The sequence below is a fragment of the Oceanicola sp. 22II-s10i genome, assembly GCF_002210105.1.
Lineage (GTDB): Bacteria > Pseudomonadota > Alphaproteobacteria > Rhodobacterales > Rhodobacteraceae > Pseudooceanicola.
Map to the genome: position 1 here is coordinate 156,367 of NZ_AQQU01000003.1, position 12,450 is coordinate 168,816.

A 12,450-nucleotide genomic window follows, 5' to 3' on the forward strand; every position below is an offset into this window, starting at 1 on the left:
CTTTCGCTCAGTAGGTTTCGACGAAGGAGCTGTCGACCAGCTGGTCGACGTTCAGGTCGCTGTCCACCAGCTTCTGATCCTTGAACCACTGCATCTGCGCGGCCACGTCGGTCTTGTTCAGCGCCATGCCCTCGTTCAGGTACATCGCGCCCTTCTGGATCGACGGCGCGGCCTTTTCGTAGGGCTGGTCGGGCGAGACGTATTTCGCGACCATCTTCGTCATCTCTTCCAGTTCCGCCGGGTCGGCGTTCGGGTCGAGGAAGACGCGGTTCATGTCCGCGATCCCCTTGGAATAGGCGCGGACGAAGCGTTCGACGACATCGCGGCGGTCCTCGATGTTCTTCACCGAGGTCAGCATGGCCGAGATCTGGTATTCCGTGTACTCGTTCAGCCAGCCGAGCTCATGCGCGGCGCCCGCGCCGGTCAGCGCCTTGGCGATATGCGGCACCATGATCATCACGTCGACCTGGCCCGACTTGAGCGCGGCGACCATCGCGCCGACCTTCTGCAGCGGGACCATCTTCATGTCGTCCATCGACCAGCCTTTGCTGTTGGCGATCAGGTTGGTCATGTAGTGGAAGGTGGAGCCGACCTGCGTCATCGCGACCGTGTGGCCCTTGATGTCGTCGACCGTTTTCATGCCCGCGTCATAGGCCTGGTTCGAGGCCATGATCATCATGCCGTCGACGCCCTTCTTCTCGTGCAGGACGCCGCCGACCAGGCGCACGGCGTTCTTTTCCGCCAGGTTCATCAGGCCGCCGGTCACGCCGGCGATGCCGAAGTCCACGTCGCCGCTGGCGGTGGCGACGGCGATCGGCTGTGCGGCCTGGAAGAATTCGAACGACACGTCGAGTCCTTCATCCGCGAAATAGCCCTTTTCGAAGGCGACGAAGCCCGCGCCGTGGCTGGTGAAGCGCAGCGCGCCGACCTTGATCGCGTCGTTGGCGGTGGCGGCGGTGGCGCCGAGCGTCATGACGCCCGCGGTGACGGCAGAGACGCCGGCAAGCCACGCGCGGCGTGTGAGTTTCGTGAACATTGGTGGTCCTCCCTTATCCCCGTTCGGGGTCGTTCTGTCCTGTCGCGGGGCAAGACGCCCCGAGGTCGCGAGACTTTGGCCTAAAACGTCTGTTTAGAAAAGGGGGTGTACTTATCAATTCCGGCAAAGCCAAGCAGGTCCAGCACGAGGGGAAGCTGAGCCGCGGCCATCTCGGCGCCGGTCTGGATCGGGGCGCCCTGCGCGGCGGCGCGGGTGAGGAACGGGGTGCGTTCGGGGCTGGTCACGACATCCGCCACGAGGGTGCCGGGGGCGAGGCCGGCAAGGTCGTGGGGCAGGCCGTTGCCATATAGCCCGACGGCACTGGCGTTCACGATCAGGCGGTAGGGCGAGACGTCTTCGGGGGAAGGGATCGCGCGCGCCTGCGGTCCGAGTGCTGCGGCAAGTGCGGCGGCCCGGTCGCCCTGCGGATCGGTCAGGTCGAGTGTCGCGCCGGCCTGCGCCAGCGCCACGGCGATGGCCGATCCCGCGCCGCCGCAGCCGAGGATCAGGGCGCGGAGGCCCTTCGGATCGACGCCATGCGCGGTCATGGCCGCAAGTAAACCGGCGCCGTCGGTGTTGTCCCCCCAAAGCGAGTCGCTCCCGCGCCGCGCCACCACGTTCACCGCCCCGGCCAGCCGGGCGGCGTCGGACATCGCATCGACCGCCCGCGCCGCCGCCTGTTTGTGCGGGGCGGTGATCACTGCTCCCGCAAGGTTCGGCGCGCGCCTCAGCAGCTCCATCACGCCCATGAACCCTTCGGGCGGGACGTCGAGCGGCACCATCACGGCGTCCGCGCCGGTCTCCGACGCCCATGCGTTGAAGCACCCCGGCATCACCGTCTGCGCGACCGGATGGCCGATCATCAGCACAACCCGCGACGCCGCCGTCACGCCCATTGCCGCCCCCTCTGGACCCTTGCCGTCATCCCGGCCATCTTGCCGCCCGGAATCGGGAGAGGAAAGACGATGACGCAACTCACGCCGCAGCAACGCGCCGCCTGCGCCCGCGCCGCCGGGGGCGGTCTGCCTTTCGCGCTGTGGCGGATGCCGGGGGCTGATGCGTTCTCGATGATCGTCTCGACCTCCGATCCGTTCGAGGGGCCGGTATTCGGCGACGACATCGCGCCTGCCTTCGCCGTCGCCCCGTTCCGGACGGAGGACGGCAACGTCGCGTGGCACCTGCCTGCGGATATCGTCGTGACCGATACGCTGGCCTATCGCCATGGGGCGGAGTTCCGGCCCGATGCCGCGACCAACGCGCAGGACGCCTTCGCGGCGCTGCCACAGGCGGAGCCTGTGCAGGCCGCACCGTCGGACCTGCCCGATCCCGCGCCGACACCACGCGCGGCGTATGAGGCGCGCGTTGCCCGTGCCGTCGCGGCGATCAAACGGGGCGAGGCGGAAAAGATCGTCTGTTCCCGAGTCGACCCGCGCCCGCTGGCGCCGGACCACGACCTGCGCGACTTGGCGGAAGCGCTGGCGCGGGCTTATCCGGCGGCCTTTGTCTGTCTTATCTCATCCGCACCCTCGGGCACATGGCTGGTGGCGACGCCGGAAATCCTGCTCTCCGCCGACGACAGCGGGGTCGAGACGATGGCGCTGGCCGGGACCCAGTGGCCCGAACCGGGGGCGGACATCGCGGCGCTGACGTGGCCGGAGAAGATCGTCGACGAACAGGCCGTGGTCGCCCGCGAGATCCGGCGCGCTTTCGAGGCGGCGGGGCTCAGCCGCTTCACCGAAACTCCGGCGGGCACCGTGCAGGCCGCGAACCTCTGCCACCTGCGGTCCGACTTCCACGCGCCGCCCGCTCCGCCCGCGCAGCTGGCCGATCTTCTCCGCCGCCTGCATCCGACCTCGGCCGTCTGCGGCATGCCGCGGGCCGCCGCCCGTGACTTCATCCTGGACGAAGAGGGTGCGACGCGCGGCTTCTACACGGGTTATCTCGGACCCGTGGCGCTGGACGGTCTGACCCGGCTTCAGGTGAACCTGCGCACGGCACGGATCACGCCGACCCATGCCTTCCTGCATGTCGGCGGCGGGATCGTCGCGGCCTCGGACCCGGCGACGGAATACGAGGAAACGGTGCAGAAGGCCCGCACCATCGGGGCCGTGCTCTAGGCTACTTGCGGATGCCCATGGGGCGACCGACCCAGTCGGGCACCGGATCCTTGCTGTGCTCGGCCAGCATCGCCTCCATCTTCGCCAGCACCTCGGGCGGGTAGGGCACGACCTTGGGCCCGGTCCGGTCGACATGCAGCGAGATGCCTTCGCCGGTGGCCGACAGCCAGCCGTCCTCGTGATAGAGCTCCTGGCAGAAGTGATAGGCCTTGGGCCCCACGTCCAGCAGGCGGAAGATCGAATAGACCGTCGAGCCGGGCGGCAGTTCCCGGACATAGCGGATCCGGAACTCGGCCGAGAAGGTTGTGAACGGATGATCCGCGTCGGAATAGGGCACGCCGAGGCCGAAGACCTCCTGCACCTCGTCCACGCCCCAGTCGAACAGGACCACGTAATAGGCCATGTTCAGATGGCCGTTGTGGTCGATCCATTCGGGTTTCAGCGTCTGGTTGGCGGCGCGGTAGCTCATGCGGGTTCCTTTCTCAGCCCCATCGGGCGGCCGACCCAGTCGAGGGGCGGCAGGTCTTTCTGGCTCTCGTGGATCGCCAGCAGCTTGTCCATGATCTCCGGCGGATAGGGCGCAACGCGCGGGCCGGACTTGTCGATATGCAGGCTGATGTTCTCGCCCGTGGCCGCCAGCCAGCCGTCGACGTGGCGCAGTTCCTGAGCGTAATGGAACGCCTTGGGCCCGACCTCGAGCATGCGGAAACTGACGCGGACCTTGTCCTCCAGCTTCAGCTCGCGGATGTAGCGGACCCGGAATTCCCCGGCAAAGGTCGTGTGCCGCGTCGCCTCGCGGTACTTGGGACCGAAACCGATCTGGCGGAACACGAAGCTGCATCCGGTGTCGAACAGCACGCCGTAGAAGGCCATGTTCAGGTGCCCATTGTGGTCGATCCACTCGGGTCTCAGCGTCATCTCGGGCGAGATCAGTTCCATCAGCCGCGTACTCCCAATGGCGCGCCCACCCAGTCCGGCAGGCCGATCGCCCTGTGTTCCTGTTCCATCGCCTCCAGCCGCGCCTGAACCTCGGGCGGATGCGGCACGACCTTGCGGGTCTGCATGTCCACGTGAAGGTTCAGTGTCTCGGCGGTGGCCGATATCCAGCCGTCCTCATGGACCAGCTCCTGCGCGAAGTGGAAGGTCTTGGTGCCCGCCTTCACGAGTATGAAGCTGCAGCGCACCATGTCGCCCGAGTGGATTTCGCGCAGGTAGCGGACGCGGAAATCCCCGGTGAACGAGGTGAAGCCCGAGGCGTCCCGATGCGGGCCGCCCAGCCCGAGCGCGCGGAAGCCGGGGCCCGAGCCCCAGTCGAACAGCACGCCGTAAAAGGCCATGTTCAGATGCCCGTTGAAGTCCTCCCATTCCGGGCGGACCTCCATCGGGTCGCTCATGTAGCGGTTGCCGACCATAGCGCCCTGAAGGACAGGGCGCTGCAGGTCAAAGCTCATGCGCCCTTGGCCTTTCGCTCGGCCACGGGCAGCTCGGCTTTCTTCCAGCCGCCGAAGCCGCCCTTGAGGTTGATCGCCTTGACGCCCATCTCCTGCGCGACCTGCGTCGCCAGCAGGCTGCGCCAGCCCGACGCGCAGTAGAAGACGAAGGTCTTGTCCTCGGCGAACCAGTCCTTGTGGTAGGGGCTTTCCGGGTCGATCCAGAATTCGAGCATCCCGCGCGGCGCGTGCTTGGCGCCGGGGATCATGCCGTCACGTTCCAGTTCGCGCACGTCGCGGATGTCGACGAACACCACGTCCGCGTCATCGCGCTTGGTGTTGGCATCCGTGTTTTCCCAGCTCGTCACCTGCGCTTCGGCGCGGGCCATGAGGTCCTTGATTCCGACGGCCATTGTCTCTTCCTCCGTATGGTTGCCGGGAAGGTGCCGCGTGGTGCGGGGAAGGGCAAGGGGGAGGTGGGAGATTGGTGGTGTTGGCGGGTATGTGGGCGAAGTGAATGCGCGTTTGCCCGCTGGATACCTCTCCCGACCGGGCGCGGAATCAAGGCGAAGCCGCCGCGCCGAGCGCCTGCCCGTCCCGGCGGGTAGGCGCTGTGTCACCCGCGCGATGACCTTGGGCAGAGGAGGAACGTGGGGGGATAAAGTGCGTCGTTCGGTCGTCAGGGCGCCCACCCACGGGCAGGCTTGCCCGGCGTTGTGAATGCGGAGAGAGCCTGCAGTCTGCGCAGCCGCACCCGAGCGACAACGGGGCCCCGTGCGGCCGCGCAGGGCGGGGATCACCCCGCCCGCCGCCTCACAGACCGAGCTTCTGCGTCACCAGTTCGTTGACCGCCGCCGGGTTGGCCTTGCCGCCGGTGGCCTTCATCACCTGACCGACGAACCAGCCCGCCAGCTTTGGGTTCTGCTTGGCCTTCTCGACCTGCGCCGGGTTGGCCGCGATCACCTCGTCCACCGCCGCTTCGATCGCGCCGGTGTCGGTGACCTGCTTCATGCCCTCGGTCTCGACGATCTCTTCCGGATCACGACCGGAAGTATACGCGATTTCAAAGACATCCTTGGCGATCTTGCCGCTGATGTCGCCCTTGGTGATCAGGCCCACGATCTTGCCGAGCGCCTCGGGAGTGATCGGGCTGTCGGTGATCTCGTGATCTTCCTTCTTCAGCCGGCCGAACAGCTCGTTGATGACCCAGTTCGCCGCGAGCTTGCCGTCGCGCCCCTCGGCCACCTTCTCGAAGAAGGCCGCGTTCTCGGCCTCGGCGGTCAGCACAGACGCGTCGTATTCGGAAAGGCCGAAGTCATTGACGAACCGCGCCTTCTTCGCATCCGGCAGTTCCGGCAGCGATCCCGCGATCTCGTCCACCCACGCCTGTTCGATCTCCAGCGGCAGGAGGTCCGGGTCGGGGAAATAGCGGTAATCCTGCGCCTCTTCCTTTGACCGCATCGACCGGGTTTCGCCCTTGTCGGGATCGTAGAGCCGTGTCTCCTGATCGACTTTGCCGCCGGCCTCAAGGATCTGGATCTGCCGACGCGCTTCGTAATCAATGGCTTGCTGGATGAACCTCATGGAGTTCATGTTCTTGATCTCGCACCGCGTCCCCAGATGCGAGAAATCGCCGCTCTCGCGGTATTTCTCGTACTGCCCGATCCGGCAGACCGAAACATTGACGTCCGCGCGCAGGTTGCCGTTCTGCATGTTGCCGTCGCAGGTCCCGAGATAGCGCAGGATCTGGCGCAGCTTGCCCATGTAGGCGGCGGCTTCTTCCGGGCCGCGGATGTCGGGGCGCGACACGATCTCCATCAGCGGCACGCCGGTGCGGTTGATGTCGATGAAGGACATGTTCGGATCCATGTCATGGATCGACTTGCCCGCGTCCTGTTCCAGATGAATGCGCTCGATCCGCACCAAGCGTGCCACGCCCGGAGCCATGTCGACCAGGATTTCCCCTTCGCCGACAATAGGATGGTAGAGCTGGCTGATCTGATAGCCCTGCGGGTTGTCGGGGTAGAAGTAGTTCTTGCGGTCAAAGGCCGAGAACAGGTTGATCTCCGCCCGCAGTCCAAGCCCCGTCCGGACCGCCTGCGCCACGCAGAATTCATTGATCACGGGCAGCATGCCCGGCATGGCCGCATCCACGAAAGAGACGTTGGAATTGGGTTCCGCCCCGAACTGCGTCGAGGCGCCCGAGAACAGCTTGGCGCGGGCCGAGACCTGTGCGTGCACCTCCATCCCGATGACCAGTTCCCAGTCGTGCTTCGCCCCTGCGATCACCTTGGGTTTCGGCGTCTCATACGCGAGATCCAGCATGGCCCGTCCTTTCCGGCTGTCGATCACAGCCTTCTAGGACAGGGCCGATAGGGGGGCAAGTGCCTCAGTCCGCCTCGCGCAGATGAACGCCTTCGGCGGTGAATTCGACGATGTGTCCCTGTGCGAGTTCCTCGTGAAACTCGCGCGAGATCAGCGAACGCGCGATGGCCTCGCCTTCCTCGGCCAGCACGTCGGAGGCGGGCAGGGCGACAAAGGGCGACTGCTGGGCTTCGGCCCAGTAACGCGGGTAGAGTTCGCGCAGGTCGTTGCGCAGGACCTTTCCGAACCGTTCATGGATGGCGGCACGGTTTTCACGCGCGCCGGCACGCATGTCGTCGGGCGCGCTGCTCGGGTCCATGACGATGCCGCAATGCGCGGCGATCAGGTTGGCCATCCGCTGGCCGGGGCGGAACTGCAGGATGTCGTTCAGCCCCTCGAGATAGCGGTCGAGGTCCAGCCGCCCGGCCGCTTCGGGCACGGCGCGCAGCACGTCGAGCCAGACCCAGGCATACCCGGCATCTCCCCACAGGTCCTCGGTCCGTTCGGCGGTCTCGTGGGCCTGATCGTCCAGCATCTCGAAGGACCCGAACCACCGAGGCAGCAGCTGGAGGCCGTAGGTGCGCATGTGGCGCGGGTTCGTGGGGTCGAGGTCGATCAGATCGGCATAGTCGTCCGCCACCCGGTCCCGCGCATCGGGCGCACCCAGAAGCGCGGTGCAGCGGGCCTCGGCCAGCAGGGCGCTGTTTTCCTCGACCGGGCAGAACTGGTCCAGGATCTCGCCCGCGCGGCGGAAGTGATACAGGAACTCGGGGTTGTCCGCGGGCGGACGGGCCGAGGGCCGGCGGGGGCCGAGCATGGCCATGCCGATGTCCATATGCGCCTGCGCGACGACGACGCCCACACCCCAGGACGAGCTGTAATCCTCCAGCGCTTCCTCCAGCGAGGCGATGATCGAGGTGTCGGGTGCCTCGCCCGCCGCGACGGCGACGCGGGCGGCTTCCACGAAATCGGATCGCGCACCGAGCGACAGCAGCGCCGCATGGCTCTGACCGTCCATGATGGTTTCGCGGTTCCGGTCGGTTTCCGCGATCAGGCGGCCGAGCACGTCCCACTGGTCCTGCCGGACAAGGAACTGGCCCTTGCCGATATAGGTCTGGCGCACCTGATCTTCCTGCGCATGCGAGTGCACGGGGAGCAGCAAGCCGCGATCGCGGCTGTTTCGCGGCTGGCGCCCCTTGGTCAGGCTCATGGCGAACTGGGCAAAGCCTACGGCGTCGGTCTGGCTGCGGGCCGCTGGCTTCGGTGCACCTTTACGCGCCTTGCCATCGGCACCGGGCGAACGCCCGCGATCTCCGCGCCCGGAGAGGGGCAGGGCAGAAAAGATGTCGTTGATCCGGTCGATACCGCGCATGTCGTGGCTCCGCTGATGCGATGCACAACAGATGCGCGTGGTTTCCGGCTGAATAATGGCTGCTTTCAGGAGATACGGCGGAAGTTTCGCGAAGGATAACCATGAAAATGCCCCCGGTCAGCGGGATTGTGACCGGGGGCGGGGGCGTCAAAGCCCTGATTCACAGGCGATATCAGCGCTTATGCGGCGCGGCGGGTGTGTTCGCCTTCCTCGATTTCCTCGACGATTTTCGCCACGAAGGCGTCAAGATCGCCCGGATTTCGGCTTGTTACGATGCCCTTGTCGCAGGCCACCGCGGTGTCACGCCACTTGCCGCCCGCGTTTTCGACGTCGCGGCGGATGGAATGATAGGACGTCACCTCGCGGCCCTTGACCGCATCGGCCTCGATCAGCAGCCACGGCGCGTGGCAGATCGCGGCGACGACTTTGCCGGACTCGAGGAAGTCGTGGATCACCGACATCGCGTCTTCGTCCACCCGCAGCAGGTCGGGGTTGATCTGGCCGCCGGGCAGGACCAGCGCGTCGTAATCCACGGCCTTGGCGCCGTCGATCTTGTCATCGACAGGGACTTCGCGACCCCAGTCGCTTTCGTCCCAGCCCTTGATCGGCTTGCCGTCGGGGCTGCGGACCTCGACCGTGGCGCCATGTTCGCGCAGCTTGTCGCGGGGGACCTCAAGTTCCGATTGTTCGAACCCGTGGGTGGCGATGATGAGGATGCGTGCGTTCTTGATGGAAGGCATGTCCGTCTCCTTTCCTTTGTTGGTAGGAGAAACGGACGGCCCCGGCACCTTGTTCCAGCCTGTCGGGCTCTCAGCGGCCTCCCGCCACGTCAAGGATCGTGCGGGTGGTGTAGGATGCGGCATCCGACAGCAGCCACAGCACCGCCTGTGCCACCTCGTCCGCCGTTCCGGCCCGGCCCATGGGCAGGTTGGGCGCGAAGCGCGCTGCGCGGTCGGGTTCGCCGCCCTTGCCGTGGATCCCGGTGTCGATGATGCCGGGGCGGACGCCGTTCACGCGGATGCCCTCGGCGACCAGCTCATCCGCCAGCCCGAGGGTGAAGGTGTCGATGGCCCCCTTCGAGGCGGCATAGTCGAGATACTGGTTACCCGATCCGATCCGTGCCGCGACCGACGAGATGTTGACGATCCCGCCGCCCGCGCCGCGCCGCCGCATCAGCCCGACGGCCCCGCGTGCGGCGAGGATGGCCGAGATGACGTTGACGTTGAACATGCGGGTCAGCCGTTCGGGGGTCATGTCGGTGATCGTGCCCTTGCTGTCGACCACGCCCGCGTTGTTGACGAAGTCGAGCGGCAGGGCGGGATCGGTCATCGCCGCCGCCTCGGCGATCATCGGCGCCACCCGGTCGGGATAGGCGAGGTCGGTCTGCAGCAGATGCGCCGTGGCCCCCCGGTCGCGCGCCTCGGCGGCGACCGCTTCGGCCCCGCTCAGGTTGCCGCTGAAGTGGACGAGGACGGTGAGGCCGGGCCGGGCCGCCTGTCGGACGACGGCGGCCCCGATGCCCGAGCTTGCGCCGGTGACGAACAGCGTACGCGGGTCAGCCATTTAGGATCCTCGTGACCATCTCGGTGGTGTCGCGGCTCAGCCCGTCGGAGGCGAGGATGCGGCGCAGTTCCTCCGCCGCGAGGTCCTGCCGGTCGGCATCGTAGCGGCGCCATGTCTGGAAGGCGGTCGACATGCGCGCGGTCGTCTGCGGGTTCAGCCGGTCGAGCGCGATCAGCGCATCCGCCATCGCCCGGTAGCCCGCGCCGCTGGCATGGTTGAACCCGGCCTGGTTCATCGCAAGCGCGCCATAGACCGCGCGGAACCGGTTGGGGTTCTTCATGGTGAAATCGGGATGTGCCGCCAGTTTCGCCACGATCTCGGCGGTCTCCGCCGGTTCCGCATGGGCGACCTGCAGGGCGAACCACTTGTCCATGACCAGCCGGTCGCCGCGCCACTGGGTTTCGAACGCCTTCAGCGCCACGTCGCCCGCACCGGCGGTCAGCAGGGCCGAAAGCCCGGCCAGTTGCTGGGTCATGTTGTCCGCCGCCGCGAACTGCTGCTGCGCCAGCTTGCCGCCGTCCCGGCGCGAGATCAGCATCAGCGCCGTGTTGGCCAGCGACCGCGCCGCGGCATGGCCCGCGTCCGGCTGGAACGTGCCGGGGATCTGGTTGACCTCGTAGGCATGGCGCAGCGACTGTTCCAGCGCCGCGGCCATTGCGTCCAGCAACCGCTCGCGCGTGTCGTGGATGGCCTGTGGATCGGGCACCCGGCCCGCATCCACCTGTGCCTGCGCGATGTCGTCTTCGGACGGCAAGGCCAGCACCAGCGCCACGAAGGCCGGGTCGAGGCTCTCGTCCGCGAGCAGCGCTTCCAGCGCGCCGAGGTAGGCCGGGTCCGGCGCCGCGCCGTCGAGCATCCGTACCAGCACGTCCCGAGCCAGCGCGCGGCCCGCTTCCCACTTGCAGAACGGATCTGTGTCGTTCGCCAGCAGGAAGGCGCGCTCGGCATTGTCGGTTTCGCGGTCGAGGATCACGGGCGCGGAGAAGCCGCGCAGGATCGACGGCACGGGGCGCGCGGACAGGCCGGTGAAGGTGAAGGTCTGCTCCGCCTCTTTCAGTTCCAGAACCGTTGTGGCCTGCACCTCGTCCCCGTTGGGACCCAGCAGGCCGACCGCCACCGGGATCACCCGCGCGGGCTTGTCCGGCTGGCCGGGGGTGGGGGGCGTGGCCTGGCGGAGGGTCAGCGAATAGGTGCCGTCGTCCCACGCCTCGCTCACCTTGACGCGGGGGGTGCCCGCGTCGGTGTACCAGCGCTTGAACTGGGTCAGGTCGCGGCTGGTGGCGTCCTCGAACACCTTCAGCCAGTCCTCGATCGTGCAGGCCTGACCGTCGTGGCGTTCGAAGTAGAGGTCCAGCGCCCGCTCGTAGCCGCCTTCACCGACCAGCGTCCTGAGCATGCCGATCACCTCGGCGCCCTTTTCATACACCGTGGCGGTGTAGAAATTGTTGATCTCGACGAAGTGGTCGGGGCGCGGGGGATGGGCGAGGGGGCCGTTGTCCTCGCGGAACTGGCGTCCGCGCAGGTCGATCACGTCGGTGATCCGTTTGACGGCGGGCGACCGCATGTCGGCGGTGAACTGGGCGTCGCGGAAGACCGTCAGCCCTTCCTTGAGGCACAGCTGGAACCAGTCGCGGCAGGTGATCCGGTTGCCGGTCCAGTTGTGGAAATACTCGTGCGCGATGATCGCCTCGATCCGCTCGAAATTCGCGTCGGTCGAGGTCTCCGGGCTGGCCAACACGGCGGCGGAGTTGAAGATGTTCAGCCCCTTGTTCTCCATCGCGCCCATGTTGAAATCGTCGACAGCCACGATGTTGAAGATGTCGAGATCGTATTCACGACCGTACACATCTTCGTCCCATTTCATGGATTTCTTCAGGCTCTCCATCGCGAAGGCGCACTTGCCCTCGTCGCCGGGCCGCACCCATACGTTGAGTTCGACCTTGCGGCCCGAGCGTGTGGTGAAGCTGCCGGTATGGGCGATCAGGTCGCCCGCGACCAGCGCGAACAGGTAGGCGGGCTTGGGCCACGGGTCGTGCCATTCGGCAAAGCCCTTGCCGCTGGATTTGGGGTTGCCGTTCGACAGCAGGACCGGCAGGTCCGACTCGATCCGCACCCGGAACGGCGCCATCACGTCGGGGCGATCGGGGTAGTAGGTGATCTTGCGGAAGCCTTCGGCCTCGCACTGTGTGCAATACATGCCGTTCGACATGTAAAGCCCTTCCAGTGCTGTGTTTTCCGCCGGTGCGATTTCCACCTCGGACTCCCACAGGAAGGCGGTGTCGGGCACCGTGCAGGTCAGGCCCTCGGGCGTCACCTCGGGGGTGACCGGCGTGCCGTCGATGCTGGCCGAGATCAGTTTCAGCTCTTCCCCGTGCAGAAAGAAATGCCGGTCGGTCGTGTCGGGGTTGGGACGGAACCGGACCGAGGATCTGACCCGCGTGGCCGTCGGGGACAGCACGAACGTCAGGCTCACGCTCGTCACCAGCCAGGCCGGGGGGGTGTAATCGTCTAGGTAGATCGTCCTGTCCGGTGCGGCCGTCATATGGGTCCTCCTGCTGCGCTGGCGCA

General features: G+C 66.8%; 12 protein-coding genes. 1 reads left to right on the plus strand and 11 read right to left on the minus strand.

What is annotated here, in order from left to right:
* Window positions 1–7: 7 nt before the first annotated feature.
* A complete protein-coding gene (locus tag ATO6_RS10875; protein ID WP_088624023.1) occupies window positions 8–1,036 on the minus strand; it encodes an ABC transporter substrate-binding protein in 1,029 nt (342 codons plus the stop codon).
* An 80-nt stretch (window positions 1,037–1,116) separates the two neighbouring features.
* The gene (locus ATO6_RS24800; protein ID WP_176440895.1) at window positions 1,117–1,932 is read right to left on the minus strand and encodes a shikimate dehydrogenase; all 816 of its coding nucleotides are present in this window, start codon (window positions 1,930–1,932) and stop codon (window positions 1,117–1,119) included.
* A 69-nt stretch (window positions 1,933–2,001) separates the two neighbouring features.
* Here ATO6_RS24800 and ATO6_RS10890 point away from each other — a divergent pair, with 69 nt between their 5' ends.
* Window positions 2,002–3,153 (plus strand): chorismate-binding protein, encoded by a 1,152-nt coding sequence (locus ATO6_RS10890; protein ID WP_176440896.1) that lies wholly within the window; start codon window positions 2,002–2,004, stop codon window positions 3,151–3,153.
* A gap of 1 nt (window position 3,154) precedes the next feature.
* Here ATO6_RS10890 and ATO6_RS10895 read toward each other — a convergent pair whose 3' ends face one another.
* The 9 genes from ATO6_RS10895 to pepN all read right to left on the minus strand — a co-directional run bounded on the left by ATO6_RS10895 (window position 3,155) and on the right by pepN (window position 12,424).
* Window positions 3,155–3,622 carry a thioesterase family protein gene (locus ATO6_RS10895; RefSeq protein ID WP_088624026.1) on the minus strand — a complete coding sequence of 156 codons (468 nt, stop codon included), beginning with the start codon at window positions 3,620–3,622 and terminating at the stop codon, window positions 3,155–3,157.
* Window positions 3,619–4,092 carry a thioesterase family protein gene (locus ATO6_RS10900; RefSeq protein WP_088624027.1) on the minus strand — a complete coding sequence of 158 codons (474 nt, stop codon included), beginning with the start codon at window positions 4,090–4,092 and terminating at the stop codon, window positions 3,619–3,621. Before ATO6_RS10900 ends, ATO6_RS10895 begins: the two co-directional genes overlap by 4 nt.
* Entirely contained in the window at window positions 4,092–4,604 is a 513-nt protein-coding gene (locus ATO6_RS10905) for a thioesterase family protein (RefSeq protein WP_254919121.1), read from the minus strand. The genes ATO6_RS10900 and ATO6_RS10905 overlap by 1 nt, the downstream gene beginning before the upstream one ends.
* Window positions 4,601–4,996, minus strand: coding sequence for a rhodanese-like domain-containing protein (locus ATO6_RS10910; RefSeq protein WP_088624028.1), 396 nt, complete (start codon window positions 4,994–4,996; stop codon window positions 4,601–4,603). The genes ATO6_RS10905 and ATO6_RS10910 overlap by 4 nt, the downstream gene beginning before the upstream one ends.
* 400 nt (window positions 4,997–5,396) lie before the next feature.
* Complete coding sequence (gene gatB, locus ATO6_RS10915) at window positions 5,397–6,908, minus strand: Asp-tRNA(Asn)/Glu-tRNA(Gln) amidotransferase subunit GatB (RefSeq protein WP_088624029.1); 1,512 nt, start codon at window positions 6,906–6,908, stop codon at window positions 5,397–5,399.
* A 64-nt stretch (window positions 6,909–6,972) separates the two neighbouring features.
* On the minus strand, window positions 6,973–8,319 hold the full coding sequence (locus ATO6_RS10920) for a hypothetical protein (protein ID WP_088624030.1): 1,347 nt from the start codon (window positions 8,317–8,319) through the stop codon (window positions 6,973–6,975).
* 179 nt (window positions 8,320–8,498) lie between these two features.
* Complete coding sequence (locus ATO6_RS10925) at window positions 8,499–9,059, minus strand: type 1 glutamine amidotransferase domain-containing protein (RefSeq protein ID WP_088624031.1); 561 nt, start codon at window positions 9,057–9,059, stop codon at window positions 8,499–8,501.
* 70 nt (window positions 9,060–9,129) lie between these two features.
* Window positions 9,130–9,882 carry an SDR family oxidoreductase gene (locus ATO6_RS10930; RefSeq protein ID WP_088624032.1) on the minus strand — a complete coding sequence of 251 codons (753 nt, stop codon included), beginning with the start codon at window positions 9,880–9,882 and terminating at the stop codon, window positions 9,130–9,132.
* Window positions 9,875–12,424 carry an aminopeptidase N gene (gene pepN / locus ATO6_RS10935; protein ID WP_088624033.1) on the minus strand — a complete coding sequence of 850 codons (2,550 nt, stop codon included), beginning with the start codon at window positions 12,422–12,424 and terminating at the stop codon, window positions 9,875–9,877. The genes ATO6_RS10930 and pepN overlap by 8 nt, the downstream gene beginning before the upstream one ends.
* Between the last annotated feature and the right edge of the window lie 26 nt (window positions 12,425–12,450).